We start from the raw sequence: 23989 nt of genomic DNA, 5'->3' as shown, positions 1-23989 counted from the left end.
GTAATTACTTCGAGCAACCAGGTAAACTTTTCCGCCTAATGACTGCGGAAGAACAACAACGTCTATTTGAAAATACGGCTAATGATATGATGAAACTGCGGCCCGACGCAAACTGCGGTCCGACGCGGGGGAGGGTCAGGCGTTGGCGAGGGCCTTGAGGGCCTCGGCGCGGTCCGTGCGCTCCCAGGGCAGGTCGATGTCGGTGCGCCCGAAGTGGCCGTAGGCCGCCGTCTGGGCGTAGATCGGCCGCAGCAGGTCGAGGTCGCGGATGATCGCCGCCGGGCGGAGGTCGAAGACCTCGTTGATCGCCGACTGGATGCGCGCCGGGTCGACGTTCTCGGTGCCGAAGGTCTCGACGAACAGGCCCACCGGGGCGGCCTTGCCGATCGCGTAGGCGACCTGCACCTCGATGCGGCTGGCCAGCCCGGCCGCCACCGCGTTCTTGGCCACCCACCGCGTCGCGTACGCCGCGGAGCGGTCCACCTTCGACGGGTCCTTGCCGGAGAAGGCGCCGCCGCCGTGGCGGGCCATGCCGCCGTAGGTGTCGACGATGATCTTCCGGCCGGTCAGGCCCGCGTCGCCCATCGGGCCACCCACCACGAACCGGCCGGTCGGGTTCACCAGCAGCCGGGTGTCGGAGGTGTCGATGCCGAGGGCCTCGATCTCCGGGCCGACCACCTTCTCCTTGATGTCGACGGCCAGCATCGAGTCCAGGTCGATGTCGGCGGCGTGCTGCGTGGACAGCACCACGGTGTCCAGGCGAACCGGCTGGTCACCGGCGTACTCGATGGTCACCTGCGTCTTGCCGTCCGGCCGCAGGTACGGCAGCACCCCGTCCTTGCGGACCCGGGTCAGCCGCCGCGACAACCGGTGCGCCAGCGCGATCGGCAGCGGCATGAACTCCGGCGTGTCGTCGCAGGCGTAGCCGAACATCAGGCCCTGGTCGCCGGCGCCCTGCTTGGCGATCTCGTCGATCACGCCCTCGACGCGCGACTCGTGCGCGACGTCGACGCCCTGCGCGATGTCCGGCGACTGCGAGCCGATGGCGACGTTCACGCCGCAGGAGTTGCCGTCGAAGCCCTTCGCGGAGGAGTCGTAGCCGATCTCCAGGATCTTCTCCCGCACGATGGTCGGGATGTCCGCGTAGGCGTCGGTGGTCACCTCGCCCGCGACGTGCACCTGACCGGTGGTCACCAGCGTCTCGACCGCGACGCGCGACCGCGGGTCCTGGGTGAGCAACGCGTCCAGGATCGAGTCGCTGATCGCGTCGCAGATCTTGTCCGGGTGGCCTTCGGTCACGGACTCACTGGTGAACAACCTGCGACCGGTGCGCAGGTCCGACTGCTGACTCACAACTCTCCCTGAAATTCCTTGAAAAGACTCACCGCAGTGGCCTGACGTGCGAGGTCAGCCTACTGCCGGGACAGCTGCCGGTTCACAGCGTCCCACAATGTGGCCGCCAGCCGGGACTTCGCGCCGAACGGGATCGGCTGCTCGGTGCCGTCGCCGCCCAGCAGCCAGCCCGAGTTGTCCTCGACCTCGAAGGCCTGCCCGTCGCCGACGGTGTTGACCACCAGCAGGTCGCAGCCCTTGCGGGCGAGCTTGGCGCGGCCGTGCTCCAGCGCGCTGGTGGTCGGATCGCCCGTCTCGGCGGCGAACCCGACGATCAGCGACGCCGCCAGCTTGTCCGCGTTCCGCGCCTCGACGAGCTCCGCGAGGATGTCCGGGTTGCGGGTCAGCGCTAGCGACTCCGGGTCCTGATCGGTCTTCTTGATCTTGTGCCCGACGTGCGACACCGGGCGGAAGTCCGCGACCGCGGCGGCCATCACGACGGCGTCCGCGCCGTCGGACTCGGCCAGCATCACCGACCGCAGCTCCTCCGCGGTACCCACCCGGATCACCCGGACCCCGGCCGGATCGGGCAGGTCGGCGGTGTGCGCGGCGACCAGCGTGACGTCCGCGCCGCGGTGCGCGGCGACGCGCGCCAGCGCGTAGCCCTGCCTGCCGGACGAGCGGTTGCCGAGGTAGCGGACGGGATCCAGCGGCTCGCGCGTGCCACCGGCGGAGATCACCACGCGGCGGCCTTCGAGGTCGCGCGGCAGCGCACGCGGCTCGGCCAGCAGCAGCCGGGCCAGGTCGACGATCTCGGCGGGATCGGGCAACCGGCCCTTGCCGGTGTCCGCGCCGGTCAGCCGGCCGCTGTCGGGCTCGGCGACCACCACGCCGCGGCTGCGCAGCAGCGCCACGTTGTCCTGCGTCGCCGGGTGCTCCCACATCTCGGTGTGCATCGCCGGGACCATCAGCACCGGGCACCGCGCGGTCAGCAGCGTCGAGGTGAGCAAGTCGTTCGCCTGCCCGTGCGCCGCACGGGCCAGCAGGTCAGCGGTGGCGGGCGCGACGACGACGAGGTCGGCCTCCTGGCCGAGCCGCACGTGCGGGACCTCTTCGACGTCGGCGAACACGCCGGTCTCCACCGGCTGCCCGGACAGCGCCTCGAAGGTCGCCGCGCCGACGAAGCGCAGCGCGGCCTCGGTCGGGATGACCCGGACGCGGTGGCCGGACTCGGTCAGCCGCCGCAGGACCTCGCACGCCTTGTACGCGGCGATGCCACCGCTGACGCCGAGGACCACCCGCGGGCGGTCCTGCGGCGCGGCCGCACCGCTGTTGACCGTCGTCACTCGCCTTCGGTGTGCTCGAGCACGCCCGCGTGGATCTCGCGGAGCGCGATCGACAGCGGCTTCTCCCGCGGACCCGGCTCGACCAGCGGCCCGACGTACTCCAGCAGGCCCTCGCCGAGCTGCGCGTAGTAGTCGTTGATCTGCCGCGCCCGCTTCGCGGAGTAGATCACCAGGGCGTACTTGGAGCTGACCTGCTCGAGCAGGTCGTCGATCGGCGGGTAGGTGATGCCCTCGACGGTGTTGGTCGACGGGCTGCTGTTGAGCGCAGCCAGCGCGCTGGGGGTGCTCACGTGAGTGGCTCCTGCTCCTCGTGGATGTCTGCTGGGGCGGCAGTGACATGGCTGGCGGCCCGACGAACCCGGTCGACGCCGGGTCGGCGCGGAACGCGCGAGGTCACTGCTCGCGGCCAAGAATCAATCGTAGCAATTCGCTGGTAGCGGCCTGCACATCGGCGTTGACGACCGACGCGTCGAACTCCGATTCGGCCGCCAGCTCCTCGCGCGCGGTCGCCAGGCGCCGCTCCACGACCTCCGCGGGCTCGGTGCCGCGACCGGTGAGCCGGTCCACCAGCACCTCCCAGGACGGCGGCAGCAGCATCACCAGCTGCGCCTCCGGCATGGCCATCCGCACCTGGCGGGCACCCTGGAGCTCGATCTCCAGCACGGCCGCCCGGCCGGCCGCCAGGGCCTCTTCGACCGGTTTGCGCGGGGTGCCGTAGAGGTTTCCCGCGTAGCGGGCGTGTTCGAGCATCTCGCCGGCGGCGATCATCCGCTCGAACTCCGCGGTCGAGACGAAGTGGTAGTGCTCGCCGTCGACCTCCCCGGCGCGGGGCGCGCGGGTGGTCGCGGACACGCTGAAGTAGATCTCCGGGGCCTGCCTGCGCACCTCGCTGAGCACGCTGGACTTGCCGACGCCGGAGGGCCCGGAAACGACGGTGAGCCGAGGCTCGCCCTGACGGACGGTCCTCGGCTCAGCGCCGGTTTGTGCGTCGATCACTCGCCGCTGAACTCGGAGAGCAGCGCCTTGCGCTGCCGCTCACCCAGCCCGCGCAGTCGACGGCTGTTGGCGATCTCCAGCCGCTCCATGATCTGCGAAGCGCGGACCTTGCCAACGCCGGGAAGGGCTTCGAGCAGGGCGGAGACCTTCATCTTGCCCAAGACCTCGTCGTTGTCGGCGGTCTCCAGGACCTCCGCCAGCGTGGTTCCACCTCGCTTGAGGCGCTCCTTGAGCTCAGCTCGGGCGCGACGGGCGGCAGCCGCCTTTTCCAGAGCTGCTGCCCGCTGCTCCTCGGTCAGCTGGGGAAGGGCCACCATGTCCTCCGTGATGTGGGGTTTCTCTTGATCGGTGCGGGCGACGGTACCGAGTCCGCTCCACCGGGTTCCACTTGGGTCCCCGTTTTTGTGAGCAGGATTCATCAGGTTCGCCGCCCAGACCCGCCTGGTTCCGCTCGTACGAGGCGCGCACGAGCACGGGGCCGTTGCAAGTACTACCAACAAAGCCGCTGAAGTGCACTAATCTCGGCCAAAACTCTTCGAATGTGTCCGATTTCCGCACAGTTGAGCCACTCCGCGGCGTCCTCGCAGGTCACACCGGGGTGAAGTGCCCCTCATCCGCGAAGTGATCAAGAACTCCCGCCGCTTCCGCTACGCGGAAGTTCCGCAAAGGTTCCGGGCGGCCGGCCGACCGCCGCGACGGCGGCGGCACCCCCGGGCGACAGCCGGACGCCGATCAGGCCCGGCGGCGCCGGCGGCAGCGCCCCGGACCTGGGATGACGGCAAGTGACCAATCGCACACCGACCGGATCCGCGGGCGCTATGCGGCGGGGAGGGCCTGCAGGGCGGCTTCGGTCGTTCGCTTCGCCGCGTCGCAGCTGGTGCCGACCTCGATCGGCGCTCCCGATCGCACGAGGGCGCTGACCAGAAGCGATCCCGCGTCCGCCACGTCGACCACGAACGTGCAGCCCGTGGCGTCGTTGACCTTCGCCGCCGGGTAGCCGCCGACGTCGAGCTTCTGGGCGCGCGGCTGGGCCTCGGTGAACTGCTGGAACGTGCGCTCCGGGTCCGCCGCCACGAAGACGCCCCAGCCCGGGCCGCCGGGGGCGCCCGACTCGTACTGGCAGCCCGGCTTGCCCGCGTTCTCCCCCGGCTTCGGTTCTTGCTCCAGGCCAAGGGTTTTCGCCTGGTCCGAGGTGAGCAGCGAGCACGGGTCGCCGGCTTCGAGCGACTTCGCCGTCGCGGTGCGGGTGGAGCCGTTCGGCGGCTGCTCGGCGGGAGTCGCGCCGGAGCTGCAGCCCGCCAGCAGAAGTCCGGTCGCGATCGCGCCGGCCGCGATTCCCTTGCGCACGGTCCGCCTCCAGTCCGAGATTGCACTGCGAGCGGAACACTGCCACAGGAGCCGAAATTGGCACAACCATTGCTGCGCCATCCGGTTCGCCGCCTGCCGGGAACCGGGAATTTCCTCGTCAGTCGTCGTTGTTGCCGTTGTTCTCCAGCCGCTTTTCCCAGTTCTTCTGCCGTTCTTCCCAGCGCTTCTGGCGCTCTTCCCAACGCTCCCCCGGCTCGTCGGCGCCCGCACGCCCGGGATCGGGAGGCGGCGGCTGCGGGGTGACCGTCACGATCACCGGCTGCGGCGGCGCGGGCGGCGGGATGGTGCGCACGTCCGCGGCGACGCGGTCCGCCGCGGCGAGGATGACGCGGGCGTTGTCCGGGTTGAGCTTGCCCTGCGCCTGCGCGGTGGCGATCTCGCGGTTCAGCTCGCCGAGGGCCGCCTCGGCGGCGGCGCGGTCGTTGGCCAGCGCCGCGGTCTTCACCGCTTCCACCTGCGCGATGAGCTGCCGGCGAACCTGCGGATCGACCGGTTCCGGCGCGCTACCGCACCCGGCGAGCAGCAGCGCGAGCGCGGCGAGGAGGGCGCGTTTCATTCCCGGACCAGCCTTTCCAGGTTGGCGAGATCATCGGGCAGGCGAGCGACCCCCGCTGGCCCCGACTCCGGCGGCAGCGTCGGCGCGACGGGCGCTTCCGGCAGCGACAGGAACCCGATCAGCACCACCAGCAGCACCAGCAGCCCGCCGCCGGCCAGCAGCAGCGGCCGACGGTTCCGCCGCTGCTGGAGCTCGGCGACCGGGAGGTGCTGGGTGACCGGCCGGTTCGGCGGCTCGGCGACCGGGAAGTGCTGGGTCATCGGCCGGTTCGGCGGTTCGGTCGGCCGTTGCGGGGCGGCCGGAATCCGCGGGATCACCTCGGTCGACCGGCCGCTGAGCAGGTCCGCGCTCTGCGCGGCGGTCGGTCGCCGCTCCGGTGCGGCGGCGGTCATCGCGATCAGCGCCCGGTGCAGGTGCGCGGGAATCCCGACCGGCACCTCCGGCGCGCGCACCAGCCTCGCCACGGCGCTTTCCGCGCCCGCACCGGGGTATTCGACCCGGCCGGTGACGCATTCCAGCAGCACCAGGCCGAGCGCGTAGACATCCGCCGGGTAGCTGACCTCGCCGCCGCTGACCTGCTCCGGCGCCATGTAGGTGGCGGTGCCGACGATGATCCCGGAACTGGTCATCCGCGCGACCGCGGCGGCCAGCCGGGAAATGCCGAAGTCGGCCAGGAAAGCCTTGCCGTCGCCTTCGATCAGCACGTTCGACGGCTTCACGTCGCGGTGCACGATCCCGTTGTCGTGCACGTGCGCCAGCACGTCGGCCAGCTGCCCACCGAGGTCGGCGACGTGCTCCGGCGGCAGCGGGCCCGCGGCGATCGCGTCGGCCAGCGTCCGGCCCTCGACGAGCTCCATGATCAGGTAGAGCTCGTCCTCGCTGGCGCTGAAGTCGTGCACGGTGACCAGGCCGGGATGGCTCAACCCCGCGAGGATCCGCGCCTCCTCGGCGAACCGCTCCCGCCCGGTGGCATCGGCACCGGAGCGGAAGACCTTGGCGGCGACGACGCGCTGCAGCCGGGTGTCCATAGCCCGGTGCACGTCGGCCATCCCGCCGGTACCCAGGCGAGCGCCCAGCCGGTAGCGCCCGCCCAGCAGAGGTGCGTCGCCCATCAACCCTCCGAACAGCCGGTCACCAGGAAAACCCTAACGGACCGACGGTCCGCGCTTGTTCGGGCCGCAGTGCCCAGGCCGATCGGGGTCAGGCGAACAGGAAGACCACCGCGGTGAAGGCGAAACCCAGCGAAATCAGGTAGCTGACGATGCGCACGGCACGCCTCAACGAAGGTTCAGGTACGCGGTCTCGACCAGATCCGGGGCGTTGATCAGGCGGAACTCGAGGACCGAGTTGTCCGCGAACTGGATTCCGAAGAACTCCACAGGCTCGCCGCCCCGACCGCGCTCGGCCGAGGTGAACCGGCCGACGTGCGGGATCGGGATCTCCCACCAGGTTTCGATCGGGCCGGCCGGGTGCTGCGGCGCTCGCGGCTGATCATCCTCGCCCTTCGCCTTGCCCTTGCCGAACAAGCCACCCAGCAGCCCGGAAGACTCCTCGCCCTCCGATGCTTTCTGCTGTTCAGCGGCCTTCAGCGCATCGGCGCGCGCATCCGCCTCCACGATCACCGCAAGCCGGCGGTTGCTGCACGCCAACCAGGAGAAGTGCTTCCCGCGGCTCAGCGCGTCCCCGCATTGCGCGGCCGCTCGCCCCGGGTTGTCGGTGTGGAACCAGCCCCACACGGCCGGGTCGTGCACCCACTCGTCCGCCATGAACTCCCCCGCCGACAGACGGGCGTTCACCAGCGGCCACGGCGGCTGCAAGCCGTCGTCCTGCTGCGGAAGGTACGGAACCTGCCGGGTGTTGCCGAGCGTGGCGCCGAACCAACCCGGCTTGTGCTCGCCTCCCACGAGGAAGATGAGCTGCTCGCCGGGCGCGCACCAGCCGTCGGTGAGCAGGCGTAGAACTTTGGACCGATCCCTCATCGCTGGCCCTCGTCAGATTCTTCCGTGGGACATCGCCGCCAGCCGCTGCGCGGGCTTCTCATCGCGCGACGGGCTGATCTCGATCCCCGAGCCGTCCGTGAACTGCACGCGCAGGTACCAGGCCTTGTTCGAGGTGTAACCGCGGCCGAGTTTGCGCTGGTACGCGCTGACGTCGGCGATGGCAGGCCGCTGGATCTCCAAGTGCGCGCTGGCCGCCGGCACCGGGACGGCGACCCCGGGCTCGTACTCGGGCTTCGACGCGACGATGTCCCGGACGTCGCGGGCGAACTTCATCGCGCCCTTCCCGAACTTGAGCGCACCGCCGAGGACGCCTTTCGACTCCTCGGCTTCCGCGGCCTCCTCGACGGCTTCCTGGAAGGTCAGCCAGGACAACCGGTGCGGGGTCAACACCCAGAAGCCGTGCACCGCCTCGGCGGGAATGCGGGACAGCTCCGCGACCGCCATGCAGTTCGGGGCCGGACCGAACACGACGCCCGCGGGCCAGGTCTTCAAGTCGGAGTCGGTGTCCCCACCGGTGACCGCATCGAAGACCCCGCCCAGGACGCCTCCGGCGGCGTCGCCGATGCCGAGGGCGGCGCGCGCGCCCCACCCCTTCTTCGGCTTCCCCTTCTCGTCGAGGCCCTCGACGTCGAAGAGGTAGCTGTGCTGCGACCGGAGGCACCACAGGATGGGCTCCCCTGGCCGGCACCACTGCTGGCGAGCCGCCAGAACTTCGATCACGAGAAGCCCTTCTCCTGCGCCGACTTCCGCTCTTGTTCATTCATCTGCCCGGTGACCTGATCCTCGCCCTTGCCGTAGGCGTACTCGGCGCCCTGCTCGATCGCCGCGTCCGTCGCCGTCGCGGCACCTTCCTTGAAGATCGCTCCGGTCAACCGCGTCGACCCGCCAAGCGTACTGGTCAGGAACCGCTGGGAGAGGTTGCCCGCCAGTGCCTCGGAGCCGGTCACACCCTGCATGAACCGGTTGCCCGTGGTGGTGGCGAACGTGCTCCCGTCGGCCCTCGTGAGGGTGTTGAACAAGGGGTTCGAGTCAAGCTTCCGCGCCACGAACTGGGAAACCTTCCCACCGTTGCGCAGCTCGTTCATCTTGTCGATGACCTTGCGGAGCTTGCCGACCTCTCGCACCTTCTGCAGCAGCTCTTCCAGCTTCTGGAAGAGCTTGTAGAGCTTGCCCTGGATCTGAGCGATCCGGCCACCGACCCGAGCGCCCTGGCCGGCGACCTGCGCAGCCGTTCCGGCGCTGGCCGCGCCGACCGAGGCACCGGCGGTGATCCAGGAAGCCGCCAACGCCGCCAGCCACTGCACGATCAGGCCGATGATCAGCTCGGTGACGACGGAGATGAAGAACTCGACGAACATGTCGAAGATGTCCGCGATCATGTCCAGCGTGCCCTTGAGGTCGCGGACGTCCGCGGCCAGGGCCTTCGTGCCGTCGCCGAATTCCGTCATCTGCTTGCGGAAGGCGTCGCCGTCCTTGCCGACCCAGGTCTCCGCCGTGCCCTGCGCCCGCTGCGGCTCCTGCTCGGCGACCTGGTCGAGCCACTTCGCGACGTTCTCCCAGCCCTCGCCGGTGGCGCGCATCTGCTCGGGGTCACCGATGGCGAACTCGGCCAGCTCGATCAACGGGCTGAGCACGATCGAGACGAGGAAGCCCAGGCCGTTGTCCATCAGCGCTTGGCCGGGGCTCGCCAGGCTCTGCAGCACCTCCGCCCGCGCGGACACGGTGGCCACGCCCCACTCCGGCGGCGAAGACGCGTCGGCGAGGTCCTGGCCGGCCGACACCCAGGACGAGCCGCGGCCCGCGGCCTGCTCGAACCAGTTCTTCGAGTCCCCGTCGCCCTTGTTGAGGCTCTGGAGGTCCCCCGGTCCCTGCGGCGCGCTCATCCGCCCAGCCCCTCTCCGGCCTTCTTCAGCATCTCCGAGATCTGCTTCTCGGTCTCCGCGTAGTCCTTGACCGTCTCGTCCAGCGATTCCTTCATGTGCAGCAGGAATTCCTGCGCCTTGGACGCCAGGTCCTTGCAGGAGTCCAGGCTTTCGAAGTACTTGCTGCTCAGGCCCACGGCGTCGCCGATGGGACCGAAGCACTGGTCGTCGACCTTGGCCTGGTGGAGCAGGTCGGCGAGCTGGCCGAACTTGTCGGCCAGGCTCTCGCACCCCTGGCCGTGGCCGGTCAACGTGCCCGGCGTCATCTTCAAATCAGTCAAGACAGCACCCCCTCAGCGAAGAAACGAGCCCGCAGAGGAGTCGTCATCGGAATTCCGCTGCGGTGATCACTTGGACGTTGCGGCACCAGCAGATGGTTCCCGATGAAAGGCGAACAGTTCCGCCATTCCCGCAGTTGTGGTCGTTTCGTCTTCGATGTTCTTTTTGATCCCCGCGAGACGGGAAACGGCAGCGCAAAACGGACAAAAACCGGCCACCTGCAACCCGCGATCACGCCTCGCATTCTAAGCCCGGCGCCCACCGGCAAGGCCGGGTCACGCCACATCATCCCCAGCTCAAGCGCGGAACCCCCTACCAAGTCATTCCGGGCAAACCCGACTCCCACCCTCGACGACGAAGCCCCCGAGGAAACCGCCGAAAACGCCTGGATTGCGACGAATTCCGCCTTCCTCCCGGTTTCGCTCCCACAGCGGCCGACCATTGTCCTCGGCGCTCGCATTGACACCGCCCACGTGCCGTCGATCACCATTTCGCCGAGGCCGAACTCCGAAACCCGCGCCCGCCCGGCAATAGAAACCGAAGCCCGGCCGAGCGAAGCCGCGAAACCTCAACGCGCGCAGAACAAAGCAAGGCACGCCAACCGCGACCGGTTGGCGTGCCCAGCGTCGAACGGCACTTCGTCAGCGCAGGAAGGAGCCCGAGGAGAAGTCGTCATCGTCGTAGTCCGCGCTCCGCTGCGGCGGCCGCTGCGGCGTTGCCGGAGCCGCCGACGGCGGGCGGGTCGGGGCGGGCGGCGGCGTGGGGCTTGCCTGCTCGGGCGTTTCGTCCACGGCGGTCGGCTTGATCGCCACGCCTTCGACGTTGAACGCCTCCTGGAACTTGTCGAACTGGTCGCCGAGGATCGGCGCCACCGCGTCGTTCATCTGCTCCGCCGCGATCGCCGTCGCCTGGCGGATGGTGGCCATGATCTGCGCCTGCAGTTCGTTGGCGGACTGGCGCACCGCGTTCGGCGCCAGGCGCAGGTCCAGCACCGCTCCCGACGGCGCCACGGTCACCGTCACCGACCGGTCCTGGCTGCTCGCCGTGCCCTGCATGTCCTGCATCTTGGACTGCAGCTCCGACGCCTTCTGCGCCTGCTCCTCGAACTTGCGCATCATTTCCTGGATGCGCTCAGACGCGCTGCTCACCGTCTGTCCCCTTTAACTTCCGATCCGTTGGGGCCGAGACTATCCGACCGGCCACGGCCCCTCGTGCCGTTCGAAAATCCGTTCCCGCGAGCAAATCAGCCGGGGGCGTGCAGCCTATTGCCGAAACGGACACGCCGCGCAATTTGCACGAGGACCACCACGATCATCAGGCTGGACGCGGCCATCAGCCCCATCAGGACGTACTGCCCGGTCTTGTCGTAGCGTTCCGGCAGGACCACCGACGTCGGCCCCGTGCAGCGGACCTCGGCGGCGCCGGAGAACCACGCCGGTTCCGGCCCCGGCAGCCGTGCGCTGCGGAGGCTGTTCGCCGGGCGGTCGGGGACGAACTCGCGCGCCTCACCGGCCTCCGGGACCACCTGGCACTTCACGTACTCGTCCCGGTGGGCGGCGAGCCCGAACGGCTGCCCCCGATCGAGCTCCACGCGCGCGACCGGATCGGCCGTGGCCTGGCCCTGGCCGACGGTCCCGGACCAGATCGCGGCGCTGGTGGAAACCAGGAAGTAGCCGCCGGTGACCAGCCAGACCAGCACCAGGACGACGATCCACCGCAGCACGCGAGGCGGTTTCTTCTGCGCAACAGCGCCATTCGTTGCGGGATGCACGCGGACTTCGTACCAGAACCAATGAGAAGCGAGGGGTGCCCCCGGCCGGGGACACCCCTCGCTCGCCGAATCAGCCCTGGAGGAGTTCGGTCACCTCGTCGCGGATCCTGCGGGCCGTCGAACGGAGGCCGTCGACCGTCGGGCCGTGGCGGAGGACGTCCCGGGCCGACGCCGGGAGGACGTTCGGCAACGCCTTCCCGAACACCGCCCGCAGTCCCTGCACCGTCGCGCCCTGGGCGCCCAGGCCCGGGGCCAGGATCGGGCCGTTGAGGCGGGAGAAGTCCAGCTCCTCCGGGCGGATCGTGGCTCCCGCCACCACCCCCACGTGCCCCATCGGCTCCGCACCCGCGTTGGTCTCCGCCGCCGAGTCCACGATGTACTGGGCGACCGAGTCGCCGCTGCCGTGGATCGACTGCTGCAGGCCCGCGCCTTCCGGGTTGGAGGTCCGCGCCAGCACGAACACCCCGCGCCCCGTCTGCTCCGCGATGCCGATGGCCGGGGCCAGCGAGCCGTAGCCGAGGTACGGCGACACCGTGATCGCATCGGCCGCCAGCGGCGCGTGCTCGTCCAGGTAGGCCATCGCGTACGCCGTCATCGTGGAACCGATGTCGCCGCGCTTGATGTCCAGCAGCACCAGCGCACCGGCCTGCTGCGCCTCCCGGATCGTCTTCTCCAGCACCGCGATCCCGGCCGAGCCGTACACCTCGAAGAACGCCGACTGCGGCTTGAGCACCGCGACCTCACCGGCCAGCGCCTCCACCGCGGTCATCGCGAACCGCTCCAGCGACTGCGGGTTCTCGTCGAGGTCCCAGGCGTGCAGCAGCGACGGGTGCGGGTCGATGCCGACGCACAGCGCGCCGCGCGCCCGCACCGAATCCGTCAGCCGCTGCCCGAAGCTCGCCCGCAGCGGATCGGTCATCGCTGCTCACCGCCTTGCCGCAGGGCCGCCTGCAGTGCCTGCAGGGGCCGGACTCCGATGTTGCCCTGGATGGCGGCCTCGATGCCCTGCACCGCCGCCGCCGCGCCCTGCACCGTCGTGATGCACGGGATGTCGCGGGACACCGCCGCGGTGCGGATCTCGTAGCCGTCCACGCGCGGGCCCGGATTGCCGTACGGGGTGTTGATCACCATCTCGACCTCGCCCGCCTTGATGAGCTCGACGATGTCGCGCTCCTGGCCGTCCTTCTCGGTGTGCTTGCGCACCAGGGTCGACGGAATCCCGTTGCGGCGCAACACCTCCGCGGTGCCGCTGGTGGCCAGGATCTCGAACCCGAGGTCCGCCAGCCGCTTGACCGGGAACACCAGGGACCGCTTGTCCTTGTTCGCCACCGACACGAACACCCGGCCCGAGGTGGGCAGCGAGCCGTACGCGCCGGCCTGCGACTTGGCGAAGGCCTGCCCGAAGGAGACGTCGATGCCCATCACCTCGCCGGTGGACTTCATCTCCGGCCCGAGCAGCGAATCCACGCCGACGCCCTCGCGGGTGCGGAACCGGTGGAACGGCAGCACGGCTTCCTTCACCGCGACCGGCGCGTCGACCGGCAGGTCCGCGCCGTCGCCCTCCGCGGGCAGGATGCCCTCCGCGCGCAGGTCCGCGATCTTGGCGCCGAGCATGATCCGGGCCGCCGCCTTGGCCAGCGGCGCGGCGGTCGCCTTCGACACGAACGGCACCGTCCGCGAGGCGCGCGGGTTGGCCTCCAGCACGTACAGCACGTCGTCCTTGAGGGCGTACTGCACGTTCAGCAGGCCGTGCACGCCGATGCCCTGCGCAATGGCCTCAGTGGACTTCCGCACCTGCTCGATGTCCTGGCGCCCCAACGTGATCGGCGGCAGCGCGCACGCCGAGTCGCCGGAGTGGATGCCGGCCTCCTCGATGTGCTCCATCACGCCGGCGAGGTAGACGTCGGTGCCGTCGCAGAGCGCGTCCACGTCGATCTCGATCGCGTCGTCGAGGAAGTTGTCCACCAGCACCGGGTGTTCCGGGGTGACCTCCGTGGCGCGGGCGATGTAGTTCTCCAGCGACGCCTCGTCGTAGACGATCTCCATGCCCCGGCCGCCGAGCACGTAGGACGGCCGCACCAGCACCGGGTAACCGATCTCGTCGGCGATCCGCTTGGCGCCCTCGAACGACGTCGCGGTGCCGTACTTCGGCGCGGGCAGGCCCGCCCCGGCGAGCACGTCGCCGAACGCGCCGCGGTCCTCGGCCAGGTGGATCGCCTCCGGCGGCGTGCCCACGACCGGCACCCCGGCGTCGGCCAGCCGCTTCGCCAGGCCCAGCGGGGTCTGGCCGCCGAGCTGCACGATCACGCCCGCCACGGTGCCGGACTGCTGCTCGGAGTGCACGACCTCCAGGACGTCCTCGAAGGTCAGCGGCTCGAAGTACAGCCGGTCCGAGGTGTCGTAGTCGGTGGAGACCGTCTCCGGGTTGCAGTTGACCATCACGGTCTCGTACCCGGCCTCGCGCAGCGCCATCGCGGCGTGCACGCAGGAGTAGTCGAACTCGATGCCCTGGCCGATGCGGTTCGGACCCGAGCCGAGGATGATCACCTTCGGCCGCTCGCGCTGCTCGGTGACCTCCGACTCGGCCGCCGGGTCGGACTCGTAGGCCGAGTAGTGGTACGGCGTCCGGGCCGCGAACTCCGCCGCGCAGGTGTCGACCGTCTTGTACACCGGCCGCACGCCCAACCGGTGCCGCAGCGCGCGAACGCCGTCCTCACCGGCCAGTTCCGGCCGCAGCGCGGCGATCTGCCGGTCCGACAGCCCGGCCCGCTTGGCGCGCCGCAGCAGCGCGGCGTCCAGCACCGGCGCCTCGACCAGCTCGCCGCGCAGCTCGACCCATGCCAGGATCTGGTCGACGAACCACGGGTCGATGCCCGAGGCCTCGTGCACCTGTTCCACCGAAGCGCCCAGCCGCAGCGCGCGCTCCACTGTGTACAGCCGCCCGTCGTGCGGCGTGCGCAGTTCGTCCAGAGTGGACTCGACGGTGACGCCCTCGGGGTCGGCCTTGGTCCAGAAACCGGCCGCCTTCGTCTCCATCGAGCGCAGCGCCTTGCCCAGCGCCTCGGAGAAGCTGCGGCCCACGGCCATCGCCTCGCCGACGCTCTTCATCGTCGTGGTCAGCTCCTGGTCCGCGCCCGGGAACTTCTCGAAGGCGAACCGCGGAACCTTCACCACCACGTAGTCCAGCGTCGGCTCGAAGCTCGCCGGGGTCTCGCCGGTGATGTCGTTCTGGATCTCGTCCAGCGTGTAGCCCACGGCCAGCTTCGCGGCGATCTTGGCGATCGGGAAGCCGGTGGCCTTCGACGCCAGCGCCGAGGACCGCGACACCCGCGGGTTCATCTCGATGACGACCATCCGGCCGGTGCCCGGGTGGATGGCGAACTGGATGTTGCAGCCGCCGGTGTCCACCCCGACCTCGCGCAGCACCGCGATGCCCACGTTGCGCATGTGCTGGTACTCGCGGTCGGTCAGCGTCATCGACGGCGCCACGGTCACCGAGTCACCGGTGTGCACGCCCATCGCGTCGATGTTCTCGATCGAGCAGATGACCACCACGTTGTCGGCGTGGTCGCGCATCAGCTCGAGCTCGTACTCCTTCCAACCGAGGACGCTCTCCTCGATCAGCACCTCGTGCACCGGCGACTCGGCCAGCCCGAAGGAGGCCATCCGCTCCAGGTCTTCCTCGGTGTGCGCCATGCCCGAACCCAGGCCGCCCATGGTGAAGCTGGGCCGGATCACCACCGGCAGGCCGCGCTCGGCGACGAACGCCCGCACGTCCTCCATCGACTTGCACACCGCCGACTCCGGCACCTCGCCGCCGACGGCGCGCACGATGTCCTTGAACCGCTGCCGGTCCTCGCCGCGCTGGATCGCCTCGAAGTCGGCGCCGATCAGCTCCACGCCGTACTTCTCCAGCGTCCCGCGCTCGTGCAGCGCGACCGCCGTGTTCAGCGCGGTCTGCCCACCGAGGGTGGCCAGGATCGCGTCCGGCCGCTCGGCCTCGATCACCTTCTCCACGAACTCCGGGGTGATCGGCTCGATGTAGGTCGCATCGGCGAACTCCGGGTCCGTCATGATCGTCGCCGGGTTCGAGTTCACCAGCGAGACGCGGATGCCCTCTTCGCGCAGCACCCGGCACGCCTGCGTACCGGAGTAGTCGAACTCGCACGCCTGGCCGATCACGATCGGCCCGGAACCGATGACGAGTACGTGCTTGATATCGGTCCTCTTCGGCATCAGCGCCGTCCCGCCTCTCCGCGATTCACAGATGTGGTTGCGTGTCGCGGCATCTCTCGTTCCGAGGTTTCCTCTGGCCACTTTGCGCCACGGTCCCCTGAGGTGCCGTTACGCACGACTCGATTTGACGTAGCGCTATTCATGACCGAACCGTCTCCGTCATCAGATCAACGAACTTGTCGAACAGCGGCGCGGCGTCGTGCGGGCCCGCCGCCGCTTCGGGGTGGTACTGGACGCTGAACGCCGGGCCGTCGAGCAGCCGGAGACCCTCGACCGCACCGTCGTTCGCGCAGTGGTGGCTGACCATCGCGCGGCCGAAGTCGGTGTCGAACCGCTCGCCCGGCTCGCCCTCGACGGCGAAGCCGTGGTTCTGCGCGGTGATCGCGACCTGGCCGGTCTCGACGTCGATCACCGGGATGTTGATGCCCCGGTGCCCGTAGCGCAGCTTGTAGGTGCCGCGGCCGAGCGCGCGCCCGAGGATCTGGTTGCCGAAGCAGATGCCGAACAGCGGCAGCTTGCGGTCCAGGGCCTGGCGGGTCAGCTCGACCTGCTGGTCGGTGGTGGCCGGGTCGCCCGGGCCGTTGGACAGGAACAGCCCGTCCGGCTTGACCGACAGCACCTCGTCCAGCGTGGACGCCAGCGGCAGCACGTGGACCTCGATGCCGCGCTCGGCCATCATCCGCGGCGTGTTGGACTTGATGCCCAGGTCGAGCGCGGCCACGGTGAACCGCTTCTCGCCGATGGCGGGCACGACGTAGGGCTCGGCGGTGGTCACGTCGCCCGCCAGCGAGGCGCCGACCATCTCGGCGCTCGCCTTGACCGCGGCGACCATCTCGTCGTCGGAGCCGAGTTCCGGCCCGGAGAAGATGCCGCCGCGCATCGCGCCCAGCTCGCGGACGTGGCGGGTCAGGGTGCGGGTGTCGATGCCCGCGATGCCGACGATGTCCTGCCGCGCCAGCTCCTCGACCAGCGACCGGCGGGAGCGCCAGTTCGACGGGATGCGGGCGGGATCGCGGACGGCGTAGCCGGCGACCCAGATCTGCTTCGACTCGTCGTCCTCGTCGTTCCAGCCGGTGTTGCCGATCTGCGGCGCGGTCTGCACCACGATCTGGCGGTGGTACGAGGGATCGGTCAGGGTCTCCTGGTAGCCGGTCATGCCGGTGGTGAACACGACCTCACCCAGGGTGCGGCCCACCTTGCCGTAGGCCTCCCCGCGGAAGATCCGGCCATCCTCGAGCACCAGTGCGGCCCCGATGTGGTCGCTCATTTCTCCTCCTGCCGCGAGCTCGCGGTCTCGTGTTGCGTCGGCTCGTCAGCGGGCGCCAGTGCCCGGACCGCCTCGACCCACTCGGTCTGCGTTGTCTTGTCGTCGCCGCGGAACCCGGTGTCCAGCAGCTGCTCGCCCAGCCGCCAGGTCACCACGACCAGGCCGGCACCGGGCACCACCTTGTTGGCCAGCTTGTGGTCCAGGCGGCTGTCCACGATGGACTCCGCGGGGATCCACACGTCGCTGGCCCCGGTTCGTCGCAGCAGCAGGCCCGCGGCGTGCAGGTGCGCGGTGCCGTTGGCGCGGTGCCCGATGTCGCCGACCGCGATGCGGTCCTGCCAGTCGGTCGCCTTCGTGGTGCCGACGTACATGCCGGTCGCGGCGGGCAGCAGCTCCTCGCCCGGTTCGGCCAGCGGCGCCGGGAAGTCCGGCAGCTCGGCGGCCTGGCGGCGCGCCCGGCCGGTCCAGCCCCGCCGCATGCCGAAGAACACCAGGGCGACCAGCGCGGCCATCCCCAGCACCCACAGGAAGCGTTCCATCAGCGCGTCACCTTGCCCTCGTGCGCGGTGATCCGGCCGCGCAGCAGCGTCGCGACCACGCGGCCGGGCAGCCGCATGCCCTCGAACGGCGAGTTCTCGCCGAGGCTGGCGAGCTCCGCGGCGCGCACCGTCCACTCGGTGTCGGGGTCGACCAGCACCAGGTTCGCCGGCTCGCCCGCGGCGACCGGGCGGCCCTGGTCGGTCAGCCCGCCGATCTCGGCGGGCCGCTCGCTCATCACCCGCGCCACGCCGTACCAGTCCAGCAGCCCGGAGCGCACCATCGTCTGCACGACGATGCCGAGCGCGGTCTGCAGGCCGAGCATGCCCGGCTTCGCCGCGGACCACTCGCAGTCCTTGTCCTGCGCGGCGTGCGGGGCGTGGTCGGTGGCCACGCAGTCCACGGTGCCGTCGGCCAGCGCCTGGCGCAGCGCCAGCACGTCGGCATCGGTGCGCAGCGGCGGGTTGACCTTGTTGATCGGGTCGTAGGTCGCCAGCCGGTCGTCGGTCAGCAGCAGGTGGTGCGGCGTGACCTCGGCCGACACCTGCCCGTTCACCTCGCGGGACTTCCACCAGCGCAGGATCTCGGCGGTGCCTTCGGTGGAGACGTGGCAGATGTGCAGCGTGCCGCCGGTGTGCCCGGCGAGCAGGCAGTCGCGCGCCACGATCGCTTCCTCCGCCGGTGCGGGCCAACCGGCCAGGCCCAGCCGGGCGGCGTTCGCGCCCTCGTGCGCCTGCGCGCCCGCGGTCAGCCGCGGCTCCTCGGCGTGCTGCGCGACGACGCCGCCGAAGGACTTCGTGTACTCCAGCGCGCGGCGCATGATCAGCGGGTCGTGCACGCAGTGGCCGTCGTCGGAGAACACCCGGACCTCGGCGATGCTGCGGCGCATGGTGCCCAGCTCGGCGAGCTTCTCGCCCTTGAGCCCCACCGTCACCGCGCCCACCGGGTGCACGTCGACCAGGCCGACCTCGCGGCCGCGCCGCCACACGTGCTCGACGATCACCGCGTTGTCGGCGACCGGATCGGTGTTGGCCATCGCGAAGACCGCGGTGTAGCCGCCGAGCGCGGCGGCCATCGAACCGGTCTCGACGGTTTCGGCGTCCTCCCGGCCCGGCTCCCGCAGGTGCGTGTGCAGGTCCACGAAGCCCGGCAGCGCCACGGCCCCGCCGGCGTGCACGATCTCGTCCGCATCGGCCTCGAGAGCCGGGCCGATCTCCGCGATCACCTCGCCGTCGATCAGCACGTCCACCGGCTCGCCCTCGCCGTACGGGCGGACGTCCTTCAGCAGCACCCGGCTCATGCCCGTTCCGCTCACAGTTCCGCCTCTCCGCGATTTTCGGTGGTGGTTGCGTTCCGCTCAATCTCGCGTTTCGCGGTTTCTTGTGGCTGGTTTGCTTCACGTTCCCCTGAGGTGCGGTTGGGGAGGACTGGAGTTGGCGCTGGCACAGGACCGTTCATGCCGTGATCTCCTCTCCGGCCAGCAGGTGGTAGAGCACCGCCATCCGCACGTGCACGCCATTGCTGACCTGCTGGGTGATGGCGGCGCGCGGCGAATCGGCCACGGCCGGCGCGATCTCCATGCCGCGCAGCATCGGGCCGGGGTGCAGGACCACCGCGTGCTCGGGCAGCCTGCCCAGCCGCGCCTCGTTGAGGCCGTAGGCGATCGAGTACTCGCGCGCCGACGGGAAGAAACCGCCGTGCATCCGCTCGGCCTGGACCCGCAGCATCATCACCGCGTCCAGCTTCGGCAGCTCCGGGTCCAGCTCGTGGCGCACCTCCGCGCCCCACTGCTGCGCCCCGGTGGGCACCAGCGTCGGCGGCGCGACCAGCACCACCTCGGCGCCGAGGGTGCGCAGCAGGTGCACGTTCGAGCGCGCCACCCGGCTGTGCAGCAGGTCGCCGACGATGGCGATGCGGCGCCCGGCCAGCTCGCCCAGCCGCTCCCGCAGCGTCGCGGCGTCCAGCAGTGCCTGGGTGGGGTGCTCGTGCATGCCGTCGCCGGCGTTGACGACCTGGGTGCCGACCTCGTCCAGCCAGCCGGCCAGCCGTTGCGCCGCGCCCGAGGCGGGGTGCCGGACGATCACGCAGTCGGCCCCGGCGGCGGCCAGCGTCAGCGCGGTGTCGCGCAGCGACTCGCCCTTGTTCACCGAAGAACTGCTGGCCGAGACGTTGATCACGTCGGCGCTCATCCACTTCCCGGCGACCTCGAAGGACACCCGGGTGCGCGTGGAGTTCTCGTAGAACAGGGTCACCACGGTCCGGCCGCGCAGCGTCGGCAGCTTCTTGACCTCGCGCCCCAGCAGCGTCTGCTTCAGGGTGTCGGCGGTGTCGAGCACGCTCGTCGCGGTGGCGGCGTCCAGACCTTCGGTGGACAGCAGGTGGCGCATCACCGGACCTCCTCGTCCTGCGTGGCGTCCGGGCGGCGCAGCACGACTCGGTCGGTGCCGTCGGTCTCGGCGAGCTGGACCGCGACGCCCTCGGAGCGCGAGGTGGGGACGTTCTTGCCGACGTAGTCGGCGCGGATCGGCAGCTCGCGGTGCCCGCGGTCGACCAGCACCGCCAGCTGCACCGCCCGCGGCCGGCCCTGGTCGCGCAGGGCGTCGAGGGCGGCCCGCACGGTCCGGCCGGAGAACAGCACGTCGTCGACGAGCACGACCAGCGCGTTGTCGATGCCCTGCGCGGGCAGGCTGGTGGGCTCCAGCGGACGGTTCGGGCGATGCCGCAGGTCGTCGCGGTAGAGCGTGATGTCGAGGATGCCGGTGGGCACCGTCACGCCGCTGAACTCGCTGATCTTCGCGGCCAGCCGCTGGGCCAGCGAAGTTCCCCTCGTCGGGATGCCCAGCAGCACCACGTCGTTGCTTCCGGTGTCCAGCGCGGTCTTCTCGATGATCTGGTGGGCGATCCGGGCTATCGTGCGCGCAACGTCACCGGCCGAAAGCAGCTCCCGCTGCCCGACCGGATCCGTCGCGTCCGCCGGTTGGCGTGACGCCACGGTGCGACCTCCTTCCCCGCCTCACGGGACGGGTCCTTAAAGGATGGTGTGTGAGCTGCCCCGCAGTCTCCGGGTCGGAAACCACTGCCGACCGCCGGGCTGCCTTGTACGCTATCAGCGCTGCGAGGTCAATCGTCCGGGTGGTGTGGTGGTGTTCGCCGCATTGCCAGCAAAGACCAACTTGACCTGGTGACGCTGGCGAGCGAACATTACTCTCCGTATCGATCTGAGCTTTGCTCCCCGGTCGCCGTTATCGGCTAACGGGGCGAACGAACGGAGAAACGCCACATGGGCGACTACGCCAAGGCGCTGGGCAGCAAGCTCCGCGCTATCCGCCAGCAGCAGGGTCTGTCGCTGCACGGCGTCGAGCAGAAGTCTGGCGGGCGGTGGAAGGCCGTGGTCGTCGGGTCCTATGAGCGAGGCGACCGTGCGGTGACCGTGCAGAAGCTGGCCGAACTGGCCGACTTCTACGGTGTTCCGGTCGCGGAACTGCTTCCCGAAGGTCGGGTGCCTTCCGGCGCCGAACCTGCCACCAAAGTTGTGATCAACCTGGAGCGGCTGCAGCAGCTACCTGCGGAGAAGGTGGGCCCGCTGGCCCGCTACGCGGCCACCATCCAGAGCCAGCGCGGTGACTACAACGGCAAGGTGCTGTCCATCCGCACCGAGGACCTGCGATCCCTGGCCATCATCTACGACATGACGCCAGGCGAGCTCACCGAGCAGCTCATCGACTGGGGCGTGCTTCCCCCGGAGGCCCGCCCAGCCCGGGAGGAGTGACACGACACCCGGCCCACCCGTTCGAGTGGGCCGGGCACGTGACGGGGCACCCACCGCGACCAACGGCCGCAACGGGTGCCCCTTCGTTTTCCCCGGTGACCAACACCACCCGCCGCCTCCGACCCACCAGGTCCAGCAGTTTCAATTGAAACTGCTGGACCTGGTGACCGGAAACTGCGGCAACTGCGGCACGGGTGACCCCAGTTTCAATTGAAACTGGGGTCACCCGTGGGCACGACGCAGCCGGGGCGTCCCTCAGCGGTAACTCGTTCGGGCTACTCCGCCGCGGTCTGCTCCGGGCGGACCGACTTGCGGAGCCGGTCGCCGATGCCCGCGATGCGGCCGAGCACGCCGTTGACGAAGCGCGGCGAGTCGTCCGTGGACAGCGCCTTGACCAGCTCCACGGCCTCGTCGATGGCCACCGCCGGCGGCACGTCGTCGCTCCACAGCAGCTCGTACAGGCCCAGCCGCAGCACCGAGCGGTCGACCGCGGGCATCCGCCCCAGCGACCAGCCCTCGGCGTGCTGCGTGAGCACCTCGTCGATCCGCTCGCGGTTCGCCGTCACGCCCTCGACCAGGGCGATCGTGTAGTCGCCGACCGGCGGGACCTCCGGCGAGCCGACGCGATCGGCCAGCAGGGTCACCGCGTCGATGCCGCGCTGATCGGCCTCGTAGAGGAAGTCCACGGCACGCTTGCGTGCCTTGCTCCGAGAACCCACCTCACACCCTCTTTCCGGCCGGACCGAATGCCGCGGCCGACGGGCAGGCGATCATTTGCTGCTGACGCGGCTGAGGTACCGGCCGTCGCGCGGGTCGACCTTCACCTTGTCACCGGTGTTGAGGAACAGCGGGACCTGGATCTCCGCACCGGTCTCCAGGGTGGCGGGCTTGGTGCCGCCGGTGGAGCGGTCGCCCTGCAGGCCCGGGTCGGTGTGCGAGACGACGAGCTCGACCGAGGCGGGCAGCTCGACGTACAGCGGGGCCTCGTCGTGGCGGGCCACGACGACGGCGCTGTTCTCCAGCATGTAGTTCGCGGCGTCCCCGACGACGTCGGCCGAGATGTTGACCTGGTCGTAGGTGTCGGGGTCCATGAACACGTAGTCGGTGCCGTCGTTGTAGAGGTAGGTCATCTCGCGGCGGTCGACGTTCGCGGTGTCCACCTTGACGCCGGCGTTGAAGGTCTTGTCCACGACCTTGCCGGAGAGGACGTTCTTCAGGGTGGTGCGAACGAAGGCGCCGCCCTTGCCGGGCTTGACGTGCTGGAAGTTCACGACGGTCCACAACTGGCCGTCGATGTTGAGCACCAGTCCGTTCTTCAGGTCGTTCGTGGATGCCACGGTAGGGGTCTCTCCTGTGGTGATGGCTTGGGCGTGTTGCCGACGCGAACCGGATTCCGGCGTACCGGCGCACCTCGGCGCGTCAGACTTCGACGAGCTCCTTCGTCGTCAAGGTGAGGAGCTCCGGCGTGCTGGGACGCACGACCAGCGTGTCCTCGATGCGGACCCCGCCCTGCCCTGCCAGGTAGACACCAGGCTCGACGGTGACCGCCATCCCGGCGCCGATTCTACCGTCCCCCCGCTGCGACAACGCCGGTGCCTCGTGGATCTCCAGGCCGACGCCGTGTCCGAGCCCGTGCAGGAACTGCTCGCCGTAGCCCGCGTCCTCGATCACCTTGCGGGCCGCGGTGTCCACCGCCTTCACATCGGCGTCGACGGCGAGGGCGGCCCGGCCGGCGGCCTGCGAGGCGCGCACCAGCTCGTAGATCTCGCGCTGCCAGTCCGCCGCCTTGCCGAGCACCACGGTCCGGGTCATGTCCGAGTGGTAGCCGTCGACGAGGGCGCCGAAGTCCATCTTCACGAAGTCGCCGGCCGCCAGCACCGCGTCGGTGGGCCGGTGGTGCGGCACCGCGGAGTTCGCCCCGGCAGCGACGATCGTCTCGAACGACGGGCCTGCCGCGCCGTGGTCGAGCATCCGGGTCTCCAGCTCGCGGGCGACCTCCAGCTCGGTGCGGCCGGGGCGCAGCCCGCCGTGCGCGATGAGGTCGGCCAGCGCCCGGTCGGCGGCCGCGCACGCCATCCGCAGCGCGTCGATCTCGGTCTCGTCCTTGATCAGCCGCAGCTGCTCGACGAGGCCGGGCGCGCGCACCAGTTCCGCCTCGCCCGCCGCGGCGGCCAGCGCGTCGCGGCCGTCGACGGTGACGTGCTGGCTTTCGAAGCCGACGCGGCGGTGCCCGGCGGCGTCGGCCCCGATCCGCTCGGCCAGCGCCAGATCGCTCGCCCGCTCGATGACCCGCTCCAGGTCCGGCACCTGCGCCCCGGCCTGGATCAGGTACCGGCCGTCGGTGCAGAACACCGTCCGCGACTCGGTCCCCTGCTCGTCGGCGGCGTGCACCACCAGCGCCGCGTTGGATCCGGTGAAGCCGGTCAGGTAGCGGATGTTGAGCAGATCGGTCACCAACATCGCGTCCAGGTCCCGCTCGCGCAGCTGGTCGCGGAGGGCGTGACGTCGGTGGGCGTGCGTTTCGGGCATGTTTCGAAGCCTAGCTCGCGCCGCGGCGAACGGGCCTGGTCACGCCAACGTCGGCGGGAAGCCGCCACGAGCTTGCGCGGC

26 protein-coding genes are annotated in these 23989 nt (G+C 70.3%); 2 read left to right on the top strand and 24 right to left on the bottom strand.

Features of this window, described 5'->3' with window-relative positions; genetic code table 11:
* Window positions 1–158, top strand: a 158-nt coding sequence (locus AB0H93_RS34410; protein WP_358578713.1) for a catalase-related domain-containing protein, incomplete at its 5' end; no start/stop codon positions are given.
* On the opposite strand, the gene metK is transcribed toward AB0H93_RS34410, so the two are convergent.
* The 21 genes from metK to pyrR form a co-directional block, all read right to left on the bottom strand.
* Complete coding sequence (gene metK / locus AB0H93_RS34405) at window positions 136–1317, bottom strand: methionine adenosyltransferase (protein WP_358578711.1); 1182 nt, start codon at window positions 1315–1317, stop codon at window positions 136–138. The genes AB0H93_RS34410 and metK overlap by 23 nt on opposite strands.
* Window positions 1318–1412: 95 nt before the next feature.
* Window positions 1413–2678, bottom strand: a complete 1266-nt coding sequence (gene coaBC, locus AB0H93_RS34400) for a bifunctional phosphopantothenoylcysteine decarboxylase/phosphopantothenate--cysteine ligase CoaBC (protein ID WP_358578698.1) — start codon at window positions 2676–2678, stop codon at window positions 1413–1415.
* Window positions 2675–2968 carry a DNA-directed RNA polymerase subunit omega gene (gene rpoZ / locus AB0H93_RS34395; RefSeq protein WP_010310991.1) on the bottom strand — a complete coding sequence of 98 codons (294 nt, stop codon included), beginning with the start codon at window positions 2966–2968 and terminating at the stop codon, window positions 2675–2677. Before rpoZ ends, coaBC begins: the two co-directional genes overlap by 4 nt.
* A 103-nt stretch (window positions 2969–3071) precedes the next feature.
* Window positions 3072–3674, bottom strand: coding sequence for a guanylate kinase (gene gmk / locus AB0H93_RS34390; RefSeq protein WP_358578695.1), 603 nt, complete (start codon window positions 3672–3674; stop codon window positions 3072–3074).
* Entirely contained in the window at window positions 3671–3988 is a 318-nt protein-coding gene (gene mihF, locus AB0H93_RS34385; protein ID WP_029535742.1) for an integration host factor, actinobacterial type, read from the bottom strand. Before mihF ends, gmk begins: the two co-directional genes overlap by 4 nt.
* 502 nt (window positions 3989–4490) lie before the next feature.
* A complete protein-coding gene (locus AB0H93_RS34380; protein WP_358578693.1) occupies window positions 4491–5021 on the bottom strand; it encodes a DUF3558 domain-containing protein in 531 nt (176 codons plus the stop codon).
* A gap of 118 nt (window positions 5022–5139) precedes the next feature.
* Complete coding sequence (locus tag AB0H93_RS34375) at window positions 5140–5598, bottom strand: hypothetical protein (RefSeq protein ID WP_358578691.1); 459 nt, start codon at window positions 5596–5598, stop codon at window positions 5140–5142.
* Entirely contained in the window at window positions 5595–6710 is a 1116-nt protein-coding gene (locus tag AB0H93_RS34370; RefSeq protein ID WP_358578688.1) for a serine/threonine-protein kinase, read from the bottom strand. Before AB0H93_RS34370 ends, AB0H93_RS34375 begins: the two co-directional genes overlap by 4 nt.
* Before the next feature lie 165 nt (window positions 6711–6875).
* The gene (locus AB0H93_RS34365; protein WP_358578686.1) at window positions 6876–7577 is read right to left on the bottom strand and encodes a hypothetical protein; all 702 of its coding nucleotides are present in this window, start codon (window positions 7575–7577) and stop codon (window positions 6876–6878) included.
* Between the two features lie 12 nt (window positions 7578–7589).
* Entirely contained in the window at window positions 7590–8318 is a 729-nt protein-coding gene (locus tag AB0H93_RS34360) for a hypothetical protein (RefSeq protein ID WP_358578683.1), read from the bottom strand.
* Entirely contained in the window at window positions 8315–9481 is a 1167-nt protein-coding gene (locus AB0H93_RS34355; RefSeq protein ID WP_358578681.1) for a hypothetical protein, read from the bottom strand. Before AB0H93_RS34355 ends, AB0H93_RS34360 begins: the two co-directional genes overlap by 4 nt.
* Window positions 9478–9801, bottom strand: a complete 324-nt coding sequence (locus AB0H93_RS34350) for a hypothetical protein (RefSeq protein WP_358578679.1) — start codon at window positions 9799–9801, stop codon at window positions 9478–9480. Before AB0H93_RS34350 ends, AB0H93_RS34355 begins: the two co-directional genes overlap by 4 nt.
* A gap of 639 nt (window positions 9802–10440) precedes the next feature.
* Window positions 10441–10947, bottom strand: coding sequence for a YbaB/EbfC family nucleoid-associated protein (locus tag AB0H93_RS34345; RefSeq protein WP_358578676.1), 507 nt, complete (start codon window positions 10945–10947; stop codon window positions 10441–10443).
* 95 nt (window positions 10948–11042) lie between these two features.
* A complete protein-coding gene (locus tag AB0H93_RS34340; protein ID WP_358578673.1) occupies window positions 11043–11522 on the bottom strand; it encodes a hypothetical protein in 480 nt (159 codons plus the stop codon).
* A 118-nt stretch (window positions 11523–11640) separates the two neighbouring features.
* The gene (gene pyrF / locus AB0H93_RS34335) at window positions 11641–12489 is read right to left on the bottom strand and encodes an orotidine-5'-phosphate decarboxylase (RefSeq protein ID WP_358578671.1); all 849 of its coding nucleotides are present in this window, start codon (window positions 12487–12489) and stop codon (window positions 11641–11643) included.
* Window positions 12486–15806 carry a carbamoyl-phosphate synthase large subunit gene (carB, locus tag AB0H93_RS34330; RefSeq protein WP_358578669.1) on the bottom strand — a complete coding sequence of 1107 codons (3321 nt, stop codon included), beginning with the start codon at window positions 15804–15806 and terminating at the stop codon, window positions 12486–12488. The genes pyrF and carB overlap by 4 nt, the downstream gene beginning before the upstream one ends.
* 139 nt (window positions 15807–15945) lie before the next feature.
* Complete coding sequence (carA, locus tag AB0H93_RS34325) at window positions 15946–17073, bottom strand: glutamine-hydrolyzing carbamoyl-phosphate synthase small subunit (protein ID WP_358578666.1); 1128 nt, start codon at window positions 17071–17073, stop codon at window positions 15946–15948.
* The gene (locus AB0H93_RS34320; protein WP_358578664.1) at window positions 17070–17612 is read right to left on the bottom strand and encodes a transporter; all 543 of its coding nucleotides are present in this window, start codon (window positions 17610–17612) and stop codon (window positions 17070–17072) included. Before AB0H93_RS34320 ends, carA begins: the two co-directional genes overlap by 4 nt.
* On the bottom strand, window positions 17612–18910 hold the full coding sequence (locus AB0H93_RS34315) for a dihydroorotase (RefSeq protein WP_358578661.1): 1299 nt from the start codon (window positions 18908–18910) through the stop codon (window positions 17612–17614). The genes AB0H93_RS34320 and AB0H93_RS34315 overlap by 1 nt, the downstream gene beginning before the upstream one ends.
* Window positions 18911–19064: 154 nt before the next feature.
* Entirely contained in the window at window positions 19065–19997 is a 933-nt protein-coding gene (locus tag AB0H93_RS34310; RefSeq protein ID WP_358578709.1) for an aspartate carbamoyltransferase catalytic subunit, read from the bottom strand.
* On the bottom strand, window positions 19997–20602 hold the full coding sequence (gene pyrR / locus AB0H93_RS34305) for a bifunctional pyr operon transcriptional regulator/uracil phosphoribosyltransferase PyrR (RefSeq protein WP_358578658.1): 606 nt from the start codon (window positions 20600–20602) through the stop codon (window positions 19997–19999). The genes AB0H93_RS34310 and pyrR overlap by 1 nt, the downstream gene beginning before the upstream one ends.
* 288 nt (window positions 20603–20890) lie before the next feature.
* On the opposite strand from pyrR, the gene AB0H93_RS34300 reads away from it, so the two are divergent.
* A complete protein-coding gene (locus AB0H93_RS34300; RefSeq protein WP_010311046.1) occupies window positions 20891–21379 on the top strand; it encodes a transcriptional regulator in 489 nt (162 codons plus the stop codon).
* Between the two features lie 275 nt (window positions 21380–21654).
* Here the strand turns inward: AB0H93_RS34300 and nusB are convergent, their stop codons facing one another.
* From nusB to AB0H93_RS34285, 3 genes are all read right to left on the bottom strand, one after another.
* On the bottom strand, window positions 21655–22098 hold the full coding sequence (gene nusB, locus AB0H93_RS34295) for a transcription antitermination factor NusB (RefSeq protein WP_358578655.1): 444 nt from the start codon (window positions 22096–22098) through the stop codon (window positions 21655–21657).
* Between the two features lie 51 nt (window positions 22099–22149).
* On the bottom strand, window positions 22150–22716 hold the full coding sequence (gene efp, locus AB0H93_RS34290) for an elongation factor P (protein ID WP_093275318.1): 567 nt from the start codon (window positions 22714–22716) through the stop codon (window positions 22150–22152).
* A gap of 82 nt (window positions 22717–22798) precedes the next feature.
* Entirely contained in the window at window positions 22799–23908 is a 1110-nt protein-coding gene (locus AB0H93_RS34285; protein ID WP_358578653.1) for an aminopeptidase P family protein, read from the bottom strand.
* Window positions 23909–23989 lie beyond the last annotated feature (81 nt).

Origin of the sequence: Saccharopolyspora sp. NPDC050642, assembly GCF_040654735.1 — a bacterium.
GTDB lineage: Bacteria > Actinomycetota > Actinomycetes > Mycobacteriales > Pseudonocardiaceae > Saccharopolyspora > Saccharopolyspora elongata.
This window is presented reverse-complemented; position numbering and strand designations above follow the sequence as displayed.

Excerpts from the sequence above, each read along its gene's own strand:
- AB0H93_RS34375 (WP_358578691.1), bottom strand. The coding sequence starts at position 5,598 with ATGAAACGCGCCCTCCTCGCCGCGCTCGCGCTGCTGCTCGCCGGGTGC.
- AB0H93_RS34370 (WP_358578688.1), bottom strand. The coding sequence starts at position 6,710 with ATGGGCGACGCACCTCTGCTGGGCGGGCGCTACCGGCTGGGCGCTCGC.
- AB0H93_RS34365 (WP_358578686.1), bottom strand. The coding sequence starts at position 7,577 with ATGAGGGATCGGTCCAAAGTTCTACGCCTGCTCACCGACGGCTGGTGC.
- AB0H93_RS34355 (WP_358578681.1), bottom strand. The coding sequence starts at position 9,481 with ATGAGCGCGCCGCAGGGACCGGGGGACCTCCAGAGCCTCAACAAGGGC.
- pyrF (WP_358578671.1), bottom strand. The coding sequence starts at position 12,489 with ATGACCGATCCGCTGCGGGCGAGCTTCGGGCAGCGGCTGACGGATTCG.
- carB (WP_358578669.1), bottom strand. The coding sequence starts at position 15,806 with ATGCCGAAGAGGACCGATATCAAGCACGTACTCGTCATCGGTTCCGGG.
- carA (WP_358578666.1), bottom strand. The coding sequence starts at position 17,073 with ATGAGCGACCACATCGGGGCCGCACTGGTGCTCGAGGATGGCCGGATC.
- AB0H93_RS34320 (WP_358578664.1), bottom strand. The coding sequence starts at position 17,612 with ATGGAACGCTTCCTGTGGGTGCTGGGGATGGCCGCGCTGGTCGCCCTG.
- AB0H93_RS34315 (WP_358578661.1), bottom strand. The coding sequence starts at position 18,910 with ATGAGCCGGGTGCTGCTGAAGGACGTCCGCCCGTACGGCGAGGGCGAG.
- AB0H93_RS34310 (WP_358578709.1), bottom strand. The coding sequence starts at position 19,997 with ATGCGCCACCTGCTGTCCACCGAAGGTCTGGACGCCGCCACCGCGACG.
- AB0H93_RS34300 (WP_010311046.1), top strand. The coding sequence starts at position 20,891 with ATGGGCGACTACGCCAAGGCGCTGGGCAGCAAGCTCCGCGCTATCCGC.
- AB0H93_RS34285 (WP_358578653.1), bottom strand. The coding sequence starts at position 23,908 with ATGCCCGAAACGCACGCCCACCGACGTCACGCCCTCCGCGACCAGCTG.